General features: G+C 69.0%; 20 protein-coding genes and 1 tRNA gene. 14 read left to right on the top strand and 7 right to left on the bottom strand.

Annotation, left to right across the window (positions count from 1 at the left end; genetic code table 11):
- The first annotated feature begins 69 nt into the window (after positions 1-69).
- Both JFC09_RS07160 and metX read left to right on the top strand, forming a co-directional pair.
- Complete coding sequence (locus JFC09_RS07160; RefSeq protein ID WP_198393291.1) at positions 70-1389, top strand: O-acetylhomoserine aminocarboxypropyltransferase/cysteine synthase family protein; 1320 nt, start codon at positions 70-72, stop codon at positions 1387-1389.
- The gene (gene metX / locus JFC09_RS07165; RefSeq protein ID WP_198393292.1) at positions 1386-2423 is read left to right on the top strand and encodes a homoserine O-acetyltransferase MetX; all 1038 of its coding nucleotides are present in this window, start codon (positions 1386-1388) and stop codon (positions 2421-2423) included. Before JFC09_RS07160 ends, metX begins: the two co-directional genes overlap by 4 nt.
- On the opposite strand, the gene JFC09_RS07170 is transcribed toward metX, so the two are convergent.
- The gene (locus tag JFC09_RS07170; RefSeq protein ID WP_198393293.1) at positions 2398-4446 is read right to left on the bottom strand and encodes an acyl-CoA dehydrogenase family protein; all 2049 of its coding nucleotides are present in this window, start codon (positions 4444-4446) and stop codon (positions 2398-2400) included. The two genes, metX and JFC09_RS07170, sit on opposite strands and share 26 nt — an antisense overlap.
- Entirely contained in the window at positions 4443-5054 is a 612-nt protein-coding gene (locus JFC09_RS07175; protein WP_198393294.1) for a TetR/AcrR family transcriptional regulator, read from the bottom strand. Before JFC09_RS07175 ends, JFC09_RS07170 begins: the two co-directional genes overlap by 4 nt.
- Positions 5055-5121: 67 nt before the next feature.
- Between JFC09_RS07175 and JFC09_RS07180 the strand changes: the two genes are divergently transcribed.
- From JFC09_RS07180 to JFC09_RS07200, 5 genes are all read left to right on the top strand, one after another.
- A complete protein-coding gene (locus JFC09_RS07180; RefSeq protein WP_198393295.1) occupies positions 5122-6438 on the top strand; it encodes an acetyl-CoA C-acetyltransferase in 1317 nt (438 codons plus the stop codon).
- Between the two features lie 36 nt (positions 6439-6474).
- On the top strand, positions 6475-7824 hold the full coding sequence (locus tag JFC09_RS07185) for a 3-oxoacyl-ACP reductase (protein WP_198393296.1): 1350 nt from the start codon (positions 6475-6477) through the stop codon (positions 7822-7824).
- A complete protein-coding gene (locus JFC09_RS07190) occupies positions 7821-8672 on the top strand; it encodes a MaoC/PaaZ C-terminal domain-containing protein (protein ID WP_198393297.1) in 852 nt (283 codons plus the stop codon). The genes JFC09_RS07185 and JFC09_RS07190 overlap by 4 nt, the downstream gene beginning before the upstream one ends.
- 95 nt (positions 8673-8767) lie before the next feature.
- Positions 8768-8854, top strand: a tRNA-Leu gene (locus tag JFC09_RS07195).
- A gap of 85 nt (positions 8855-8939) precedes the next feature.
- The gene (locus JFC09_RS07200) at positions 8940-10016 is read left to right on the top strand and encodes a TlpA family protein disulfide reductase (RefSeq protein WP_198393298.1); all 1077 of its coding nucleotides are present in this window, start codon (positions 8940-8942) and stop codon (positions 10014-10016) included.
- On the opposite strand, the gene JFC09_RS16870 is transcribed toward JFC09_RS07200, so the two are convergent.
- Both JFC09_RS16870 and JFC09_RS07210 read right to left on the bottom strand, forming a co-directional pair.
- Positions 9985-11184: a glycosyltransferase gene (locus JFC09_RS16870; RefSeq protein ID WP_198393299.1), complete on the bottom strand. Its 1200-nt coding sequence runs from the start codon at positions 11182-11184 to the stop codon at positions 9985-9987. The genes JFC09_RS07200 and JFC09_RS16870 overlap by 32 nt on opposite strands.
- 33 nt (positions 11185-11217) lie before the next feature.
- Entirely contained in the window at positions 11218-12441 is a 1224-nt protein-coding gene (locus JFC09_RS07210; protein ID WP_198393300.1) for an NAD-dependent epimerase/dehydratase family protein, read from the bottom strand.
- A 107-nt stretch (positions 12442-12548) separates the two neighbouring features.
- On the opposite strand from JFC09_RS07210, the gene JFC09_RS07215 reads away from it, so the two are divergent.
- Together JFC09_RS07215 and JFC09_RS07220 are read left to right on the top strand one after the other, a co-directional pair.
- Entirely contained in the window at positions 12549-13259 is a 711-nt protein-coding gene (locus tag JFC09_RS07215; RefSeq protein WP_198393301.1) for a PIG-L deacetylase family protein, read from the top strand.
- Positions 13260-13340: 81 nt separating this feature from the next.
- The gene (locus JFC09_RS07220) at positions 13341-14690 is read left to right on the top strand and encodes a M20/M25/M40 family metallo-hydrolase (protein ID WP_198393302.1); all 1350 of its coding nucleotides are present in this window, start codon (positions 13341-13343) and stop codon (positions 14688-14690) included.
- Here JFC09_RS07220 and JFC09_RS07225 read toward each other — a convergent pair.
- Complete coding sequence (locus tag JFC09_RS07225; protein WP_332839687.1) at positions 14665-15645, bottom strand: DMT family transporter; 981 nt, start codon at positions 15643-15645, stop codon at positions 14665-14667. The two genes, JFC09_RS07220 and JFC09_RS07225, sit on opposite strands and share 26 nt — an antisense overlap.
- 33 nt (positions 15646-15678) lie before the next feature.
- On the opposite strand from JFC09_RS07225, the gene JFC09_RS07230 reads away from it, so the two are divergent.
- A complete protein-coding gene (locus JFC09_RS07230) occupies positions 15679-16353 on the top strand; it encodes a histidine phosphatase family protein (protein WP_198393303.1) in 675 nt (224 codons plus the stop codon).
- A 45-nt stretch (positions 16354-16398) separates the two neighbouring features.
- Here JFC09_RS07230 and JFC09_RS07235 read toward each other — a convergent pair whose 3' ends face one another.
- Entirely contained in the window at positions 16399-17241 is an 843-nt protein-coding gene (locus JFC09_RS07235; RefSeq protein ID WP_198393304.1) for an undecaprenyl-diphosphate phosphatase, read from the bottom strand.
- Between the two features lie 72 nt (positions 17242-17313).
- Here JFC09_RS07235 and JFC09_RS07240 point away from each other — a divergent pair, with 72 nt between their 5' ends.
- Positions 17314-18231 carry an aldo/keto reductase gene (locus tag JFC09_RS07240; RefSeq protein WP_198393305.1) on the top strand — a complete coding sequence of 306 codons (918 nt, stop codon included), beginning with the start codon at positions 17314-17316 and terminating at the stop codon, positions 18229-18231.
- Between the two features lie 46 nt (positions 18232-18277).
- Here JFC09_RS07240 and JFC09_RS07245 read toward each other — a convergent pair whose 3' ends face one another.
- Complete coding sequence (locus JFC09_RS07245; protein ID WP_198393306.1) at positions 18278-18616, bottom strand: hypothetical protein; 339 nt, start codon at positions 18614-18616, stop codon at positions 18278-18280.
- A gap of 66 nt (positions 18617-18682) precedes the next feature.
- On the opposite strand from JFC09_RS07245, the gene JFC09_RS07250 reads away from it, so the two are divergent.
- The 3 genes from JFC09_RS07250 to mshC all read left to right on the top strand — a co-directional run bounded on the left by JFC09_RS07250 (position 18683) and on the right by mshC (position 21410).
- Entirely contained in the window at positions 18683-19249 is a 567-nt protein-coding gene (locus tag JFC09_RS07250; RefSeq protein WP_198393307.1) for a DUF3090 domain-containing protein, read from the top strand.
- A gap of 8 nt (positions 19250-19257) precedes the next feature.
- Positions 19258-20070 carry an SCO1664 family protein gene (locus JFC09_RS07255; protein WP_198393308.1) on the top strand — a complete coding sequence of 271 codons (813 nt, stop codon included), beginning with the start codon at positions 19258-19260 and terminating at the stop codon, positions 20068-20070.
- 101 nt (positions 20071-20171) lie between these two features.
- On the top strand, positions 20172-21410 hold the full coding sequence (gene mshC / locus JFC09_RS07260) for a cysteine--1-D-myo-inosityl 2-amino-2-deoxy-alpha-D-glucopyranoside ligase (protein WP_332839688.1): 1239 nt from the start codon (positions 20172-20174) through the stop codon (positions 21408-21410).
- Positions 21411-21414 lie beyond the last annotated feature (4 nt).

Genomic DNA, 21414 nt, shown 5'->3' on the forward strand with positions numbered 1-21414 from the left:
CGGGGCACGTCGTGTTCGGTCACGATGGACGCAGCATGTGACCCAGGCCCGCCCCGTGAAGGAGCATCCATGACCGCGTTCGAAACCCTCCAGATCCACGCCGGCCAGGAGCCGGATGCGCAGACGGGCGCCCGCGCCCTGCCGATCTACCAGACGACCTCCTTCGTCTTCGATTCGCAGAAGACGGCGGCGGACCGCTTCTCGCTCGCAGAGCTCGGCCCCATCTACACGCGCCTGGGCAACCCCACGAACGAGGCGGTCGAAGCGCGCATCGCCGCCCTGGAGGGCGGCATCGGGGCCGTCCTCGTCGCCTCCGGACAGTCCGCGGAGTTCCTCGCGATCCTCAACGTCGCAGGAGCGGGAGACCACATCGTCGCGAGCGGGAGCCTCTACGGCGGCACCTACAACCTCTTCGCCGTCACCCTGCCGAAGCTCGGGATCACGACGACGTTCGTCGAGGCGGGGGACCCGCAGGCGTGGAAGGACGCGGTCCAGGACAACACGAAGGTGTTCTTCGCGGAATCGATCGCGAACCCGCGCTCCGAAGTGCTCGACATCGCAGCGGTCGCGGACCTCGCCCACGAGGCGGGCGTCCCGCTCATCGTCGACAACACCGTCGCGACCCCCTACCTCGTCAAGCCGATCGAGCACGGTGCGGACGTCGTCGTCCACTCCGCGACGAAGTACCTGGGCGGCCACGGCACGTCGATCGCCGGTGTGATCGTCGATTCCGGGAACTTCGACTACAGCAGGGACCCCGCGCGCTTCCCGGGCTTCAATGAGCCCGACGAGTCGTACAACGGCCTCGTCTACGCACGTGATCTGGGGCCGGATTCCGCCTTCGGTGCGAACGTGTCCTACGGGATCAAGATCCGTGTCCAGCTGCTGCGCGATCTGGGGCCGGCCGCCTCGCCCTTCAACGCGTTCCTCATCGCGCAGGGCATCGAGACGCTCAGCCTCCGCATCGAGCGCCACGTGGAGAACGCGAAGAAGGTCATCGACTTCCTCGACGGGCACCCGCAGGTGGAGAAGATCCACTTCGCCGGACACTCGTCGAGCCCCTGGTACGAGCTCGGCAAGAAGTACCTGCCGAAGGGTGCCGGATCCGTCCTGGGCTTCGACATCGCGGGCGGCTTCGACGCGGCCGTCGCCTTCGTGGACGCGCTCGAACTGCACTCCCACGTCGCGAACATCGGGGACGTCCGGTCGCTCGTCATCCACCCCGCCTCCACGACGCACTCGCAGCTGAACGAGGAAGCGCTCACCGCCGCCGGTGTGACCCAGAACTTCGTGCGTCTGGCCGTGGGACTCGAAGGCATCGACGACATCCTCGAGGACCTGGAGAAGGGCTTCGCCGCGGCGGGTCAGGACACACAGGGCGCACGGTGACGGCAGTCGTCGCGGAGACCGCGCACCGTACGCTCACGGCGCAGCTGGGACCCCTCACGCTCGAGACCGGCGTGGTCCTCCCGGAGGTCACCCTCGCGTATGACACGTACGGGTCGCTGTCCCCGCAGCGGGACAACGCGATCCTCATCGAGCACGCTCTCACGGGCGACTCCCACGCTCACGAGTGGTGGCCGGGGATCATCGGACCGGGCCGCCCCCTCGACACGGACCGGTGGTTCATCGTCTGCGCGAACATCCTGGGCGGATGCTCCGGGTCCACGGGACCACACAGCATCGGACCGGACGGGGTGCCGTACGGCAGCGACTTCCCGCTCATCACCGTCCGCGACACGGTGCACGCCGAACTGCTGCTCGCCGATCACCTGGGCATCGATGCGTGGCAGGCCGTGCTGGGCGGGTCGATGGGTGGTGCGCGCGCCCTCGAGACGGCACTCATCGCGCCGGACCGCGTCGAGCGCACGGGGATCTTCGCCGCCCCGGCGTTCTCCGAAGCGGACCAGATCGCGTGGGGACACATCCAGGTGGAGGCGATCCGTGCCGACCCGCAGCGGGGTCTCGGCATCGCCCGCCAGATCGCCCACCTGACATACCGCGCGGACCTGGAGCTCAACCACCGGTTCGGTGCCCGTCAGCAGGACACGAACGAGCCCGCTCGGGAACCGGGGGAGCGCTACTACGCGATCCAGAGCTACCTCGATCATCAGGCCGGCAAGCTCACGAGCCGCTTCGACCCGGATTCCTACGTCTCACTGTCGCGGGCGCTCATGGACCACGACATCCGCCGAGGCCGCTCCGAGGACCTGCAGGAGGCCCTCGCCGGTGCGGGTGGCCGGTTCCTCGTCGCCGCTGTGAGCAGCGACCGGCTCTACACCCCCGATCAGGTGCGGCGGCTCGCCGACAGCCTGCCCGCGGGGACCGTCTTCCGGACGATCACCAGCTGGGCAGGCCACGACGGCTTCCTCACCGAATCGGATCAGGTGGGGGCACTCATCTGCGAGCTGCTCGCTTCCTGAGCTCCTTCTCGTCCGCCGGCCAGTCGGACTTCGCACGCGCGGCACGGTAGTACGCGTGCGCCTCCTCCTGCCGCTCGGCTTCCGCACCGTCCGCGATCGGCGCCCTTCGGTGCGCGGGGCCATAGCCGAATGCGGTGACGAGGTCGAGCGAGTTTTCGGCGAGCTTCGCGCACAGCGAGTCGATCGTCGGGGCGATGAGCCGTGCTCGCGCCATCGGCAGCCGCCCGTGCATGACGTGCCAGCCCATGTGCTGCTCCAGCAGGATGAGGCCGTAGAGGTCGCGGATGCGTCGCAGCACCTTCGCCTCCTCCGGGTGCTTCCCCTCGTCCTGGATGCGGTGCATCTCCCGGTTGAGCCCCTGCCACTTGAGCAGTTCGATGTAGGCGATCGATGTCTCGATGAGCTCGTTCTGGTGCTCGTTGAACAGCCGGGCGCCGTCGGCCTGGCTCATCGAGCTCGCGGGCCGGAGCGCCTGCGCCAGCGCCGCGACCATCGTGTCGACGCGGTCCTTCAGCAGTGCCTCCTGCACCTTGCCGGAACGCACGCGCTTCTCATTCACCGACACTGTCACGAGGTCGCCGATCGTCCGTCCGATGTTCGCGAAACCGGTCCGGAAGAGGGTGTGCTCCGCGGCCTGCGCGCCGATGAGGCGTGCCGCGCCGCCGAAGTCGATGTCCTTGAGCTCCTTCGCATAGTCAGTGAGCAGTCGTTTGCCGACCAACTGGAGTAGCACCGTGTTGTCGCCCTCGAACGTGACGTACACGTCGAGGTCCGCGTGGAGTCCGACGAGTCGGTTCTCGTCCATGTATCCGGCACCGCCGCACGCCTCCCGTGCCTCCTGGATCGTGTCGAGGGCGTTCCAGGTGGTGAGCGCCTTGAAGCCCGCGGCCTGCGTCTCGAGCAGCTCGCGGGCCTCCGGCGAGTCGTCCTCACCGGAGAAGACCGCATCGAACGTGTGCAGCAGGGTGTCGTGGGAGATCGCATTCGCGTACGTCTGCGCGATGAGGGGCATGAGCCGGCGCTGGTGGCGCTGGTAGTCGATGAGCCGCGTCTCCTCGACCTGGGAGGTCGATGTGAACTGACGGCGGTCGTGGGCGTAGCGCACCGCGATGTCGAGGGCGAGCTTCGAGGCGACGACTGCCGCACCGTCGAGTGACACACGACCCTGGACCAGCGTGCCGAGCATCGTGAAGAAGCGTCGGCCGGGTGAGTCGATGGGGGAGGAGTACTCGCCGTCCTCTGTCACCGACCCGTAGCGGGTGAGGAGGTTCTCCCGCGGGATCCGCACGTGGTCGAACGCGATCCGACCGTTGTCGACGCCTGCCAGACCGCCCTTCTTGCCGTCGTCCTCGATCGCGATCCCCGGCATCGGGGAGCCGTCCTCGTCCCGGATCGGGACGAAGAACGCGTGGACACCGTGGTTCACGCCTCGGGTGATGAGCTGGGCGAAGACGACGGCGGCCTGCGCGTCACGCGCCGCGTTGCCGATGTATTCCTTCGTCGCAGCACGGAACGGGGTGAGGATGTCGAACTGCTGGGTGTCAGGATCGTAGGTCGCCGTCGTGCCCACCTCTGCGACGTCCGAGCCGTGGCCGATCTCTGTCATCGCGAAGCTGCCCATGAGCCGGCCCGACAGCGCGTCGTCCAGCCACTTCTCATGCTGGTCGTCGTTGCCGAGGTGCATGATCGCGCCGCCGAACAGCCCGAACTGCACACCGGCCTTGATCTGGAGACTCGGGGAGGCCGTGACGAGCTCCTCGAAGCCTGCGACGTATTCCGCATGGTTGTTCTGGCCCCCGTCATCCTCGGACAGCGGCAGACGTGTGAGCCCGGAGGCCGCGACAGCGGCGGTCGCCTCCGTCGTCACGGCGCGCAGCTCTTCGAGGGTGCCATGGGCGGGGAGGTGGAGCGAGGGGTCCTCGCTGAGTGTCCGGATGCGGCGGCGCGCCTCCGCCCATTCGCCGTCGAGCACCTCCTGCAGCACAGCGGGATCGATCGTGAGCGGTGTCTTCCCTCGGTTCATGCGTCATCCTTTCGTGAGGCCCACAGCCAGGTGGCGAGGCGAGTGGTGAACTGTTCTGTCGAGTGGCGGTCTGCTGAACGGGGGTCCGCCAGCCAGTCGTGGGTGCAGCTGCGGACGAAGCCCACGGCCCCGCGCGCCCACAGCCGTTCGGTGGGGCCGGTCAGTCCCATGCGTACGCTGAGCAGGTCGACGACGTCGTCGAGGAACGCGCCCGCCCCGTCCTCCGCGGTGACGACGGAATCGCAGAAGCGGTACACGGTCGGGGAGCGCACACCGAGGTCGACGAACGCGGCGATCATCGCGTGCAGCGCCTCCTCCGGCGTCCCGTCTGGCTTGCCCGCCTCGTCGAGCGAGCGGCGGATGACCTCCATCGCCCAGGTGCCCATCGCCTGCTGGAGTCCGCGGCGATCATGGAAGTAGCGGTAGAAGACCGTCTTCGATGTTCCCGTCGCCTCTGCGAGGCCGTCCATCGAGACAGTCTCCCCACGGAGCGCGATCGCCCGGCGTGCGCTGCGCAGCAGTTCGCGACGCCGAGTGCGCCGATGCTGCTCCCATCGGAGGCTCCGGCCGTCGCGGACGGCCCCGTCGGTCGTTCCCTGGACTTTCATGTGACAGACGGTATCAGGTACGGTCAGTACTGGTGAATCGCCTCACACCCTCGGAAGGGACCCATTCATGACGCAGACCCCTCATCCCGCACAGTCCACGCCCGGCCCCGTGCGCCGCGCGGCGATCCTCAGCGGCAACCGGATCCCCTTCGCCCGGGCCCACAAGGAATATGCGCGGGCGTCGAACCAGGACATGCTCACCAGCGCACTCGACGGACTCGTCGCCCGGTTCGGCCTCGCAGGAGAGCGGCTGGGCGAGGTCGCCGGCGGCGCCGTCCTCAAGCATTCCCGCGATCTCAACCTCACACGTGAAGCGGTGCTGGGCTCCGCCCTCTCTCCGCAGACGCCCGCTTTCGACCTGGGACAGGCCTGCGCGACGGGTCTCGAGGCGTCGGTCACGATCGCCCAGAAGATCCGGCTGGGTCAGATCGACGTGGGTGTGGGTGCGGGTGTCGACTCCGCGTCGGACGCGCCTATCGCCGTGAGCGAGGAGCTGCGCGGCGCCCTGCTCGAACTCAACCGCGCCAAGACGGTGCCGCAGCGCCTCAAGGCGCTGTCACGACTGCGCCCGGCCGACCTCGCCCCGGCGCTGCCGAGCAACGGCGAGGCCCGTACGGGACTGTCGATGGGCGAGCACCAGGCGATCACGACCGCAGCATGGGGGATCGGACGCGAAGAGCAGGATGCGCTCGCGCTCGCATCGCATCAGAAGCTCGCAGCAGCCTGGGACCGTGGCTTCTTCAACGACCTCGTCACCCCGTTCCTCGGGGTGCAGCGCGACACGAACCTCCGCCCGGACTCCACCCTCGAATCGCTCGCAGGCCTCAAGCCCGCGTTCGGTCGCGGACTGTCGGCGACGCCCACGATGACGGCCGGCAACTCGACACCGCTCACCGACGGCGCATCCACCGTCCTCCTGTCGTCCGAGGAGTGGGCCGCCGCGCACGGCATGGAGCCGCTCGCCTACCTCGTCGACGCGGAGGCTGCCGCAGTCGATTTCGTCACGGGCGAGGAGGGCCTCCTCATGGCGCCCGCCTACGCCGTACCGCGGCTGCTGGCACGCAACGGCCTCACATTCGCGGACTTCGACGTGTTCGAGATCCACGAGGCGTTCGCGTCGACGGTGCTGACCCACCTCGCTGCCTGGGAGAGCGAGGAGTTCTGCCGCGAGCGCCTGGGTCTGGACGCCCCGCTGGGCGCGATCGACCGCGACCGGCTCAACCCGAACGGCTCCTCGCTCGCGGCGGGCCATCCGTTCGCCGCGACGGGCGGCCGCATCGTCGCCTCCGTCGCGAAGCACCTCAAGGAGACCGGCCAGAAGCGGGCGCTCGTGTCGATCTGCGCCGCCGGCGGCCAGGGCCTCACCGCGATCATCGAAGCCTGATAGACCACACCGACATCGGATCCCTCGGAGGAACCCATGACCGATCGCTACACACGGCTCGTCAACGGGCCGCTCAAGTCACTCGTCAAGACGCTCGGCCTGCCGAATCCCGTCCCGCTGCGCCGCTTCCCCGACGGGGCGTACCTGTCGGAGCCCGTGCTCGTCCTGGGGCCGGGCTCCGCCGCGGACACCTACGCCCAGATCCTGCTCGACAACGGATTCGAGGTGCGACGCAAGCCCACCTCGGAGAAGCTGCAGGCCGTGCTCGCCTTCTTCGACGAGGCCACGTCACCGACGGACCTGTCGGAGACCGCCCTGGAGGTCGGCGGTTCGCTGCGCGGCCTGGTCCGCAGCTCCCGGGTCATCGTGTTCAGCCGCGATGGGCACATCGTGCCCGAGCGCCCCGCCGCGATGGACCCCGCGCTGAATGCGACCCGCAACGGCGCACTGGGGCTCATGCGCTCCCTCGCCCATGAGATGCGCGGGGGCGGCACCGTCAACGGCATCGTCGTCTCCGACGGCGTGCCGATGGACGCACCCAGCGCCGTGAGCACGCTGTGGTTCCTCCTGTCGTCGAAGTCCGCCTACGTGTCGGGCCAGCCCGTGCACGTCACGACGGCGGACGGGGACCCGGTGTCCGCCGAGGCGTTCGCAGGCCGTCACCTGGACGGTCGGCTGGCCGTCGTCACCGGTGCCGCACGTGGGATCGGTGCGGCAATCGCCCAGACGCTCGCACGGGACGGCGCGACGGTCGTGGGCGTGGATGTACCGCAGGCAGGCGACGATCTCGCACGCACGATGAACGGCATCGGCGGTACTGCACTCCAGCTCGACATCACGGCCGAGGACGCGGGGGCGACGATCGCCGAGCGGGTCGGCGCGCCGATCGACGTGCTCGTCCACAACGCCGGCATCACCCGCGACAAGATGCTCGCGAACATGGACGCCGCCCGCTGGGACTCGGTCATCGCTGTCAACATCGCCTCGCAGCTGCGGATGAACGCCCAGCTCACGGAGTCGAATGCGTGGGGGAGTGCTCCCCGGGTCGTGTCTCTGGCTTCGACCTCCGGGATCGCCGGCAACCGCGGGCAGACGAACTACGCCGCATCGAAGGCGGGTGTCATCGGGATGGTCGCCGCAGGCGCCCAGCCCTTCGCCGCGCAGGGCGGGACGATCAACGCCGTCGCGCCGGGCTTCATCGAGACGGAGATGACCGCGAAGATGCCGACGCTCACCCGTGAGGTGGCGCGTCGCGTCGCAAGCCTCCAGCAGGGCGGACTGCCCGTGGACGTCGCAGAGACGATCGCGTTCCTCTCCGCGGGGGCCGCGGGCGGCATATCGGGGACGACGCTGCGGGTGTGCGGCCAGAACTTGGTGGGTGCATGATGCTGAAGACCTATCTCACCGCTGCGGGCGCGAGCGTCCTCAAGCGCGTGAAGCCGTCCTCGTCGGTCCCCGTCGAGCGCATCGCGGGCGCGGACTCGCCCCGGCAGGTCTCCACCGTGGTCGCAGACCCTCAGGACGTCGCGGAGTTCTGCCGCGTCGTCGCGGAACCGGTGCGCAACACGGTGCCGGTCACGTGGCTGCACGCACAGGGCTTCGGCCCCAGCCTCACCCTCATGAGCGCCCCCGACTTCCCGGTCGCGGTCGTCGGGATGGTGCACATCGCGAACACAGTGACGCAGCACGAGCCCGTGCTCGTGGGGGAGAGCGTGACAGTCACCGTCTGGATCGACTCGATCCGCACCCACGCGAAGGGTACGGAGATCGTCGTCGCAGCGCGGTTCGAGGTCGACGGCCGACTGTGCGCGGAGGAGCGCTCCCACTATCTGGCCAAGGGCGTCCGCGTCCCCGGTGCGGACGAGTACGAACAGCCGGAGCGCACCCCCTTCGACCCGCCGCAGGCGACGATGGAGTGGAGATTCACGCCCCGGACCGCGGACGCCTACGCACGGGTGTCCGGCGACGTGAACCCGATCCACCTCAACGGGCTCGCGGCGAAGGCGTTCGGCTTCCGCGGCAGGATCATCCACGGCATGTACACCGCAGCCCGTGCGCTCGCAGCTGTGCAGGTGAGAGACGACGCGTTCACGTGGGACGTGGAGTTCGCAACCCCGGTCGTCCTGCCCGGGCGCGTGGCCGTGCGGGTCGATCGCAGCGGGTCGACGACCTCCGTGGACGCGTGGAATCCGCGCCGCGGGAAGCCCCACATGCTGTCCACGGTGACCGTATGACCAGCACCGCCACGTCATTCTGGTGAACCACCTCACAAACGCCCGAATCGATTTGGCGGCGCCCTGAACTGTGTGTAATCTAGTCTCTGTTGCCCGCGCGGGTGGCGGAATTGGTAGACGCGCTAGCTTGAGGTGCTAGTGCCCTAATATTGGGCGTGGGGGTTCAAGTCCCCCTCCGCGCACAGCAGGACACGAGGCCCCGACACGGAAGAGATTCCGGGTCGGGGCCTCGCGCATTCAGCACAGCGCCCGGCTACCCTGAGTCCCGTGGCACCACTCCTGACCGGCATCCTCATCCTCCTGTCCCTCGTCCTGCTCCTGAGCGGCGGATCGAAGCTCCCCGATCATCGGGGGACGGTCGACGCGATGACCTCTCTGCGCATCCCCCTGACGATCCTCCACAAGCCGCTCGCCCATATCCTGCCGGTCGGCGAGCTGGCGCTCGCCGTGTCGCTGTGGCTTCCATCGCGCACGAGCTCGCTGATCGGAGCGGTCCTCACGACCGGCGTCTTCGCGGTCTTCACCGTCATCATCGGCAGGGCCCTGCGCTTCGACGAGCCCATCACCTGCGCGTGCTTCGGCTCCTTCGGTGCACCCACGGTCACACCGCTCACCCTTGCCCGGAACATCGTCCTCACCGTCCTCGGCGGAATCGGGATCGCGGGAGCCGCAGCAGGTGCCGGGCCCGGCCGGCTGTGGGCGGCCTCGGGCGCGGTCGTCGTCTCCGCGGGCCTGCTGGTCGTCGCGACGGCAGCAGTCACCTGGCTGGTCGTCGGGGGCACCGGCGCCCTCTCCGGCGGTGCCGACCGTGCACCTGCGGCGGGTGGTGCCGAGGCAGAGGCGGATACCGCCGACGCCGTCGACTCGTTCCTCGCGGCACCGATCCCCTTCGCACAGCTGCGCGGCGCCGACGGCGATCTCGTCTCCCTGCGCCGGCTCGTCCGCACGGAGGCACACCTCCTGCTCTTCCTCAGCCCGGGATGCGGACCGTGCGTGCGCACGCTGGAGCGCCTGAGCGAGTTCCGGGCGCGCCTGGCTCCCGTCGTCAGAGTGGATGCGGTCTTCCGGCGGCCCGTCGAAGAGCTGAGCGGGACCGTGCGCGCTCAGGTGGGCCCGGACGTGTGGGAGGACCCGGAGACGAACGTGGGGGAGGCATTCCAGATCGCCGGGCGTCCCGCCGCAGTGCTGCTGGGCGCCGACGGCACGATCGCAGGAGGGCCCGTGACAGGGGAGGACGACGTCGCGGATCTCGTCGACGAGATGGTCGAGCAGCTGTCCGAGAGTGGGCTGCTGGAGACGGGTGCGGGCCGCGTCAGCTCAGAGGCGGACGCGCCGGGGGCATAGGACGGCCGAACAGGGCCATCCGCCAGCCCGGGGGGCGGTGATCCGACCAGTAGCGCTCGACGGCCTCCTCGTAGGCGACGACGAGTGCCTCCGTCGCAGCGCGCCACCCGTGATCCTCCGTGTCTGCACGGCCACCTGCTGACAGTCGACCCCTGAGGTGCGGGTCCTCGAGTACCCTCAGCACCTTCGCAGTGAGATCGTCGACGGAGCCCGGCTCGTGGAGCAGCCCGCTCACCCCGTCGCGCACGGCGAACGGGATGCCGCCGGCCCGCGCACCGACGACCGGGACCCCCGACGCCATCGATTCGAGCGCGACGAGGCCCAGGGTCTCCGTCGTGGACGGGAACACGAAGAGGTCCGCACTCGCATACGCGGCCGCGAGCTCCTCACCGCTCATGTATCCCGTGAAGACGGTCCGTGTCCCCGCGAACTCGCGTTCGAGCTCCTCCCGGTGAGGCCCGGACCCCACGAACGCCAGCCTCACGTCGTCGGGGAGACGATCCATGAGCGGACGCAGCAGGTCGAGGTCCTTCTCCTTCGACAGCCGACCGACGTACACGAGCAGCCGGTCGTCGGGGTTCCCCGCGGTGAGACGCTCACGCATCGACCGATCAGCGTTGCCCGGATGGTAGGAGACCGTGTCCACGGCTTTGGGCCACAGCTGCACATTCCGGATCCCCGCGCTCTTCGCGCGCTGCACCATCTGCCGGGACGTGCAGAGATTCACCTGCGAGAAGTTGTGCATCCACGTGATCCAACGGCTCGTCGTGTGCGTGATCCAGTCGAGCCCCAGACGCTGCGTGTACGACGGGACATCCGTGTGGAAGCTGCCGACCAGCGGCAGGTCCCGCCTCCGCGCGGACATCGTCCCGTACGCGGCGAGCCACACCGGATTCACCGCGTGCACGACATGCGGATGGAAGCGCTCCATGACACGGGCGATCTCCGGAGTCGGCATCCCGACGGACAGCTCCGGATACCACGGGCGGAACGGGACCGCGCGCACGCGCACCACCTCGAACCCGGCGAACGACTCCGGTGGGCGGCCCGGTGCGAAGACGACGACCTCGTGTCCCATCTCCTGGAGCTGCTCCAGGGAGCGCACGAGCCGGGTGACGACCCCGTCGACCTTCGGGAGGAAGACCTCGGTGAAGACGGCGATGCGCACCGGGTCAGCCCGCGCTCATGGGGGAGGCCACCGTCATGCGGTGTCTGCGATGCGTGTGGGCGCACCCACGGACCGGTCCCTCGTCCACAGCGAGGCCGCGGGGATCTTCGTGAGATCCGCCCGGTCGGCGAAGCGGCGGGCCGTCTGCTCGACTTCCTTGAGCAGCCCCTGCGACAGGGTGGTCGGTTCCAGGCCCAGATCGAGGAACGTCGCGTTCGACGCGTACAGGTCGTTCTCCGCGGATTCCTGTCGGGGATTCGGCACGAACTCGAGCCGCGCACCGCTGATCTCGCAGATGAGCTCCGCCAGGTCACGGACCCGGTGGGTCTCCGTCAGCTGGTTGAAGATCTTCACCCGGTCACCGTTCGCCGGCGGATTGTCGATCGCCAGCGTCACGCAGCGCACCATGTCCTGGATGTGGATGAAGGCGCGCGTCTGCCCACCCGTCCCGTGAACGGTGAGCGGATAGCCGACGGCCGCCTGCATGAGGAACCGGTTGAGCACCGTGCCGTAGTCGCCGTCGTAGTCGAAGCGGTTGACGAGGCGCTCGTCGAGCTCCGTCTCCTCCGTGTGCGTGCCCCAGACGATGCCCTGGTGGAGGTCCGTGATCCGCAGTTTGTCGTTCTTCGCGTAGAACGCGAAGAGATGCTGATCGAGGACCTTCGTCATGTGGTAGATCGAGCCGGGGTTGGACGGGTACAGCATCGTCTGGTCGATCAGCTCGCCGGTCGGGGTGCCGTCGGGGGTCTCTCCGGGGACCTTCACGTCGAGGTATCCCTCGGGGATCCGCATGCCTGCGGTCCCGTATCCGTACACCCCCATGGTGCCGAGGTGGACGAGATGGACATCGAGGTCTGCTTCGACGATCGCGGCCAGCACGTTGTGCGTCGCGTTCACGTTGTTGTCGATCGTGTACCGCTTGTGAGTGGCCGACTTCATCGAGTACGGGGCGGCACGCTGCTCCGCGAAGTGCACGACGACGTCCGGTCGTGACCGTGCCAGCAGCGCGACGAAGCCGTCGTAGTCCTCCGCGATGTCGAGCTCCGTGAAGCCGATGCTCCGACCGGTCGTCTCCGACCACGCCGCGATCCGCTCCCGTGGAGCGCGGATGGGGGTGAGGGAGTCCGTGCCGAGCTCCTCGTCGATGCGACGGCGGGACAGGTTGTCGACGATCTCGACGTCGTGGCCCAGCTGTGACAGGTGGAGGGCCGCCGGCCATCCGCAGAAGCCGTCGCCGCCCAGGACAAGGATGCGCACGTGTATCTCCTTCAGAGGTTTCTTACGAGTACGTCTCTCGCTCGCCATTCCACATTACCCGGCCCGTAGACTGGCCGGTGGACAGTGTTCTACATGGAGGTGAACTCGTGACGGACGCACAGAGCGGCGCGCCGCTTCCGGACCTGCCCGATGACTTCTCGTCGGTGCTCGTCATCGTGGCCCACCCCGACGACCCGGAGTACGGGATCGGGTCTGCCGCAGCGACTTGGACACGCGCGGGCAAACGGGTCGGCTACCTGCTCGCCAGCCGGGGTGAGGCGGGCATCGAGGGGATGGACCCCGCGGAATCCGCCGTCGTGCGGACGCGGGAGCAGGAGGCCGCCTGCAAGGAGGTGGGAGTCGAATCCCTCGTGTTCCTCGACGAGCCGGACGGCCGTATCCTCGAGACCCCCGAACTGCGGACGAGCATCGCGCGTGAGATCCGCCGCTTCCAGCCCGACATCGTCGTGCTGCTGAACTTCCAGCAGACGTGGGGCGGCCGGTTCTTCAACTCCGCAGATCACCGGAACCTCGGACAGGCCGCCGTCGATGCCGTGGCCGACGCCGCGAACGAATGGATCGTGCCCGGTGCCCGATACGACAAGGTGAGCAGGATCCTCGAGTTCGGGGCCCATCCCACGCACCGGATCGACGTGACAGACGGGGTCGAAGCCGCCGTCGCGTCCCTGGCCTGCCACCGGGAGTACCTCGCAGCGCTCTCCGACGACCCTGTCGAGGACCAGGCGCGCGCCCAGATCGACTCGACCCTCACGTGGGAGGGCGACCGGGCTCACCTGGGATTCCGCGTCTACGGGTGAGGCCACGGCACCGGGAGTGCCTCGCCCACCCGACCCCGTCCGCTACGAGACCCACCAGCGCCCCGAGAGAGGACCCCTTCCATGACCCAGCCCGACCAGACGTCCGACCCAGCAGTCGATTCCGCAGATCCGCTCGCACGCGCAGTGGCGGAGACGACGGAGATCGCGTCGCGCCTCATCCGCTTCGACACCCAGAACTGGGGTGAGGGGAAGGCGAATCCGGAGCTCGAGGCGACTGAATGGATCGCCGCGCAGCTCGAGGAGGTCGGACTCTCCTCGGTCATCAAGGAGTCGGAGCCGGGCCGTGCGAACCTCGTGGCCCGCATCCCCGGGACGGACCCCGACGCCGGGGCCCTCGTCGTCCACGGTCACACCGACGTCGTACCGGCGGACGAGTCCGAATGGTCCGTCGACCCGTTCGGCGGGATCATCAAGGACGGGCTCCTCTGGGGACGCGGCGCCGTCGACATGAAGAACATGGATGCGATGATCATCGCGAGCGTGAAGGACATGCTGCGGAAGGGCCTGAGACCTCGGCGGGACCTCATCGTGTCGTTCTTCGCGGACGAAGAGGCCGGCGGCGCGTACGGCGCGGGGTGGATGGTGGAGAACCATCCGGAGCTCTTCGACGGGGCCACCGAGGCGATCAGCGAGGTGGGCGGCTACTCGACGGACATCCGCGGGCAGCGGGTCTACCTCGTCCAGACAGCGGAGAAGGGGATCGCCTGGCTGCGCCTCCTCGCCCACGGCACGGCCGGCCACGGCTCGATGGTCAACGACGACAATCCGATCACGCGACTGGCCGGAGCGATCTCGCGGATCGGTGCGCACGAATGGCCGGAGGACATGCCGCAGTCCACCCGCGACCTGCTCGAAGGCGTCTCCGAGATCACCGGGATCCCCTTCACCGCGGAGACGACGGGAGAGCTCATCGCAGAGCTGGGCACCGTCGCGCGGTTCGTCGAGCCGACCCTGCGCAACACGTCGAACCCGACGATCCTTCAGGCCGGCTACAAGCACAACGTCATCCCCGCGACCGCTCAGGCGTTCGTGGACTGCCGCGTGCTGCCGGGCCAGTTCGAGGACGTCATGCTCACCATCAAGGAGCTCGTCGGAGAGGGCATCGACGTCGAACCCGTCACGGTGGGCGACTCCGTCGAATCCCCGTTCAGCGGGCGGCTGGTCGACACGATGAAGACGTGCCTGCTCGACGCGGATCCCGGCGCGATGGTCCTGCCGCACACGATGAGCGGCGGCACGGACAACAAATCGCTCGCCCGGCTGGGGATCGTCGGCTATGGCTTCGCGCCCTTGCAGCTCACGGACGACCTGGACTTCGCCGCGATGTTCCACGGCAAGGACGAACGGGTCGCCCTGTCGTCGCTGGATTTCGGGACCCGCGTCCTCAGCCGGTTCCTGCTGGAGGCCTGACGCGTGCGCGTCGCGGCGGTCCCGGCCGCCGCGGCCATGACGCGACGACGACCCCCACCAGGACGCAGGCCATCGCGACGAGCGTCGTGCCCGTGATGGTGGCAGTCGGGTGGACGAGGTCCACGAGGAGGGAGCTCAGCAGGTTGCCGAACAGCGACGTCATCGACACGAGGAGCACCCCCAGGTGGCTGACCGTCGCGGACGTCACGCCGATGAAGACGACTCCCAGTGCACCGCCCACCAGCATCCACGCCTCGCCGGGCAGATGAGGGGGCCGGTCGACCCGTGTCCCGGTCGACCATGCGACCGCGCAGCACGCCAGCAGGAAGATCGAGCCGACGACGAAGTTCACACTCGTCGCGGTGAGGGAGGACGCCGACGACTTCCGGACCCGCCCGTTGAGAGCGGACTGCACGGAGGTGAGGGTCCCCGCGAGCAGTGGTACGAGCGGCGCCCAGAGGGGGATGCCGCGGGAGAAGCCGCCTGCGGACACCAGGACGACCCCGGCGAGCACGATGAGCGTCCCGACGAGGCGCCGTGCTGAAGGAGCGGTGCGGCCGCCGGGTGGCAGCGACGTGCCGTCGACGACGAGCGCGCCCAGCAGCTGTCCGCAGACGAATGACATCGTGAGGATCGAGACGCCGATGAGCGGCACGGTGAGCGCCTGCGCGAGGACGACGGTCGACCCGGCCAGACCGCCCAGCAGCATCCACCACCGCACCGTGCCGTTGCGGAGGTCCGCGACGAGCCGCCTGACGCCTGCGCGCGCACCCCGGGACACCGCCAGTGCGATCCCGAGGATGACGAGGCCGCCCAGGAAGCTCACCGTCGCCGCGTAGACACTGGAGCCGATGACGTTCGACAGGGAGCCGTTGGCCCGTGATTGGAAGGCCATGAGGAAGCCCGCGAAGGTGGTCGCGGCGCCGGCCAAGAGGATCGTCCCGTTCACACGCACCCGGTGACCGTATCACCGGCCTATCCTGGGGGAATGGAGATCATCCTCGTGCGCCACGGCGAATCGACCGCCAATGCGGCCGGTGTGCTGGCCGGTCGCGACGACACCGTCGACCTCACCGACCGCGGGCTCGTGCAGGTCCGCGAAGCCCGCGCCCTCGTGCCCGAACTGGCGGGGGAGAAGAAGCTGTCCGTCTTCACCTCGCCCATCCACCGCTGCGTCCGCACGGCGGAAGAGCTCGTCGCCGCCGATGGCGACGCGCCGTCCGTCCCGTTCTCCGTGCTGGACGACCTGTCGGAGGTCGACTACGGCGAGTGGACGGGCCGGTCCATCCGGGCGCTGTTGAAGGAGCCCCTGTGGGACACCGTGAGGAGGACGCCCAGCGTCGCCCGGTTCCCGGGCGGTGAGTCACTCGCCGAGGTCGCGGCCCGGTCGCACAGTGCTCTCACCCGCGCCTGCGAGCTGGCGGCGGCGGAGGGGGCGAAGGCCGTCGTCCTCGTATCGCACGGCGATGTCATCAAACTCATGCTCGCGCACGCGCTGGGTCTCGAAGTCGACCTGTTCCAGCGGATCGCGGTCGCCCCGGCGTCGGTGTCCCGCTTCGTCGTGGGGAAGGCGGAGTCGGTGCCACCCATGACGGTGACGATGCTGGGAGCGACCGCGCGTGGGCGACGGGCGGAGGCCCGGCATCCCGGCGGCGGTCGCTAGGACGCGGGCACTCCTCCACAGGACGCTGCGTCTCCTGCCGGGAACTCAGAGGGGCTGGAGGACGCCCGCACCCAGGAGGATGTAGATGAGGATTCCGACGGCGACGCGGTACCAGACGAAGACGGCGAACGACTTCGTCTGGACGAACTTGAGGAACGCGACGATCACGACGTAGCCGACGACGAAGCTCACGACCGTGGCGACAGCGGTCGGTCCCCACCCCAGCACCATCTCGTTGCCGGCGGAGACGCTCGCCATCGACTTGTAGAGGCCGTAGAAGCCGGATCCCATGACGGCGGGGATGGCCAGCAGGAACGAGTAGCGGGCCGCCTCCGGTCGGGTGAAGCCCAGGAAGCGACCCGCCATGATGGTGCCGCCGGAGCGCGACACGCCCGGGATGAGTGCGAGTGCCTGCGCGAAGCCGTAGCCGAGTCCCTGACCCCACGTCATCCTGTCGAGGGTCCGTACCCGCGGTCCCACCTTGTCCGCGACACCGAGGATGAGCCCGAACACGATGAGCATCGTCGCGGTGATCCACAGGCTCCGCAGGACGGATTCGATCGCATCCTCGAAGAGCAGGCCCAGCACGACGATCGGCAGCGAGCCGATGATGATGAGCCAGCCCAGACGCACCTTCGGATCGCTGTGGTCCTCTCGGCCCACGAGCGCACGGCACCACGCGCCGATGATGGACGTGATGTCCTTCCAGAAGTACACGACGACGGCGGCCTCGGTGCCGATCTGGATGATCGCGGTGAAGAACGCGCCGGGATCCCGTCCGGGCAGGAGGAACTCTCCGACGATCCGCAGGTGCGCAGACGATGAGATCGGGAGGAATTCGGTGAGGCCCTGGACGATGCCCAGGATCACAGCGACGATCCAGTCCATGGAGTGGCATGTCCTTCGTCTCGGCAGTTCGAACCACGTCAGGCTACCCCCCATCGGGTAGCCTTCTGAACTATGCGTTCGAACCGGATGGGCAATACGGGCCTGCAAGTGTCCGATCTCTCACTGGGGACCTTCGAATGGGGCCGTCGGGTCGATGAGCCCACCGCCAGGGAACTGCTCGACGCGTACGCCTCCGCCGGCGGGACCGCGCTGGAGCTGCCCGCGTACGACGCCCCCGCCGTCTCGATGGTCACAGGAATGCGGCTGCCCTCCCGCGTGCAGCTGCTCGCCCGCGTGGGCGTCCGCGCGACGGAAGGAGGGGGAGGCGCACAGCTGCGGACCGGCCGGTCGGACCTCCTCACGGACGTCCGGGCCCTGCTGGGTGCGCTCGACCGGGACCACCTCGATGTCCTGGTCCTCGACGCCTTCGACGACCAGATCCCTGTCGAGGAGTCCGCCTCCGTCCTGCGCACCCTGGTCGACGCGGGCGACGTCGGGTACGTGCTGCTGTCGCACCATTCGGCCTGGCAGCTGTCCCTGAGGGCGGCCGACGCAGCACTCCCCGTCGCGGGTGCGATCACCGAATACTCACTGCTGCGCCGCGCCGCGGAGGTCTCCCTGCGGCCTGCCCTCGATTACCTGGGGCTCGGCCTCATCGCGGGAGCAGGGCTGGGTCGCGGAGTCCTCACCGGCCAGTACCTGCGGGGCGTACCCGCGGGCAGCCGTGGTGCGAGCGATCTCGCCGGATACGTGGGGGAGTACCTCGACGACGATTCGACGCGAGTCGTCCAGGGCGTGGCGAAGGCCGCCGCCGCACTGGGGGTCGAGGCCGTCGACATCGCCCTCGCCTGGAACCGCCGATCACTGTGCGCGTCCACGATCGTGTCGCCGCGGTCCCGTCGGCAGCTCGATCAGCTGCTGGGCTCCGACCTCGTCCTCGCGGACGAGATCAACGAGGTGCTCGACCAGATATCCGACCCCTGCAGCTGACGCCCCGTCCGCTGCCGGTGGAGACGTTCAGTCCGCTGCGGGACCGTCAGCGGAGGTCGTCCGAGTCGTCCTCGTCGTCAGAATCGTCGTCGTCGTCCTCGTCGTCATCCGCATCATCGTCGTCGGAATCGTCGTAGAAGTCGTCGTCTTCGTCGTACTCCCCGTCCTCACGATCGTCTTCGACATCGTCGAAGAGTTCGAAGGGGGTCACTTCGCCATAGGCCGTGTAGAGGGAGTCCTCGTAGATCTCGAACGCGTCGGCGAGCGCCATGTAGGCGGCTTCGACCCGCGGGTCGGTCTCCGACGTCCGGTGCGCGGACGCGGCGAAGTGTTCGCGGACAGATGAGAGGAAGTCTTCGAGAGCGGCGCTCGGATCCGTGGTCATGCACTCCACTCTAGCCCGACCCGCACCGGTCGGACAGGGGTGCGCGACCTCGTATAGCCTGGAGATATGCCTGCCCACGCCTTCGAGCACTCCGCACCCGACCGCTTCGTCGCCGGGACCGTCGGCCTGCCCGGTGAGCGCACGTTCTACCTGCAGGCGTCCTCGGACGGGACGGTGCACTCCGTGGTCCTCGAGAAGGAGCAGGTGGAGATCCTCGCGGAACGGGTCGACGAGCTGCTGGACCTGGTCCGCTCACGCTCCGACGACGAGCACGGGGTGCCCGCATCGCCGCTGAGGGAGCTCGAGGACAACGGCGGCCTCGTGACCCCGGTCGACGCGGAGTTCCGGGTGGGGACGATGAGTCTCGGCTGGGACACGGAGGCGCACCGGCTCATCATCGAGTGCTTCGAGCTCACGCGCGCGGACGCGGAAGCGGGGGCGAGCTCCGAACCCGGCGCTGACGGCGAGGAGCGATCCGTGCTGAGGATCAGGCTGACGGGAGCTCAGGCGAGGGAGTTCGCCCGCCGTGCGGAGCAGGTCGTCACATCCGGCCGCGGGGAGTGCCCGCTGTGCCACCAGGCGCTCGACCCGTCCGGCCACGTGTGCCCGCGCCTCAACGGGGTGGCCCGCTGAACAGCGGGATGCTCCGTCTCCTCGCCACCGGGACCGTCCGCCCGCTCGGCAGGATGCGGGGCGCAAGCAACGAGACGCTGCTCGCGACGGTCACGGGAGCGGAGTGCGACGGAGGACCGGAGCGCACGGTCCGTGCGGTCTTCAAGACGCGGGCCGGCGAACGTCCCCTCCGCGACTTCCCGGCGGGGACGCTGTCGCAGCGCGAGGTCGCCGCATACCGACTCGCCGCGCACCTGGGGCTCGGACTCATCCCTCCGACGGTGTGGCGCGAAGACCTCGGCAGCGGGGGATCCGTCCAGGCGTATGTGGAGACGGACCCGTTCGCACCCGATCCCGTCGTGCTCGTCGGGGAGTCCGCGATAGATGCGGACCTGGCCCCCGTCCTGCGGGCAGTGCTGGATGACGGGTCGGACGTCGTGCTGGCCCACTCCCTCTCGTCGGACATGCGCACCCTGGCACTGCTGGACGTCCTCCTCAACAACGCGGACCGCAAGGGCGGACACGTGCTCGCGGGCGCATGGCGCGTCGACGGCGCGTTGCCTCCCACCGTGGGAGTCCACGCGATCGACAACGGGCTGTCGTTCCACCCGGCGCCCAAACTGCGCACGATCCTCTGGGGATTCGCGGGACAGCCGCTCACCCACGATGAGCAGAGGCTCGTCGCCCGCGTGCGCGATACGGATCTCACGCAGCTGTTCGAGGGGCTCCTCGCCGAGCACGAGGTGGAATCGCTGACGGGCAGAGCCGTCGCGCTGCTGTCCGCCGGGACATTCCCACTGCCCGACGAGGACCGCCACATCGTGCCCTGGCCGCCGCTGTGATCACCCCGACCGACACTGCAGTCGGTCCTCTCACGGCTGCCGCACCGCGCCGCGGCACCACCGGTTCGCGTTGTGCACGGCGAAGTGGGATGCTGGTGCGCGTGAAGTCCTGGTCAGCTCCTCAGATCCCCACTGTCTCCGGCCGCGGCAAGCGCCCCACCGTGTTCTGCACGTCGCACCGCGGACCAGCGGAGACGCCCCGCAAGCTCAAGGAAGCGCGCCTCTACGTCTGCGGCATCACCCCGTACGACGCGACGCATCTGGGCCACGCGGCCACCTATGTCGCCTTCGACGTGCTGCTGCGCACGTGGAAGGACGCCGGCGTGGACGTGACGTACGCACAGAACATCACGGACGTCGACGACCCCCTGCTCGAGCGAGCGGACGCGCTCGGCGTCGACTGGCGCGAACTCGCGGAGTCGCAGATCGACCTCTTCCGGTCCGACATGCAGCACCTTCGCGTGATCCCGCCCGACGCCTACATCGGTGCGGTCGAATCGGTCGATCGTGTCGTGGACGCCGTCACCCGCCTCCTCGACAAGAGAGCCGCGTACACATTGGAGAACGGCGATGTCTACTACCGGGTCGCCACTCGCATCGAGCCCCCGTTCGGATCGACCTCGCGCCTCGAGCGCCACGAGATGCTCGAACTGTTCGCGGAGCGCGGCGGTGACCCGGAGACCCCCGGCAAGGAGGATCCCCTCGACCCGCTGCTGTGGCGGTCCGAGCGGCCCGGGGAGCCGTCGTGGGACGGCGGTCGCCTGGGTCCGGGACGTCCGGGCTGGCATATCGAGTGCGCAGTGATCGCGCACGACCACGCGGGCTTCCCCCTCACCGTCCAGGGCGGCGGGTCGGACCTCGTCTTCCCGCACCACGAGATGTGCGCCGCGCACGCGACTGCGCTCACCGGCGAGAAGTTCGCGAAGGCCTACATGCACGTCGGCATGGTCGGCTACGAGGGCGAGAAGATGTCGAAGTCCAAGGGCAACCTGGTCCTCGTGTCGAAGCTCGTCGAGCAGGGTGAGGACCCGATGGCGATCCGCACGCTGCTGCTGAGTCATCACTACCGCAGCGATTGGATGTACACCGACGGGCTGCTGGCCGAAGCACGCACCCGTCTCGCCGCGTGGCGCGCGGCGGCACGCAACGGCACGGACCCGGAAGCGGCGGAGGCCACCCTGCGCGACATGCGGGAGAACCTGGGCGACGACCTCGACGCTCCCGCGGCACTCGACGACCTCGACGAATGGGCTGATTCCACGAATGAGGGCGGGACCGCGGAGGGCACGCAGCTCATCGTGGACGCAGTGGACGCCCTGCTGGGCATCGACCTGCGCTGACCCC

This window comes from Brevibacterium yomogidense (assembly GCF_016107685.1).
GTDB classification, from domain to species: Bacteria; Actinomycetota; Actinomycetes; order Actinomycetales; family Brevibacteriaceae; genus Brevibacterium; species Brevibacterium yomogidense.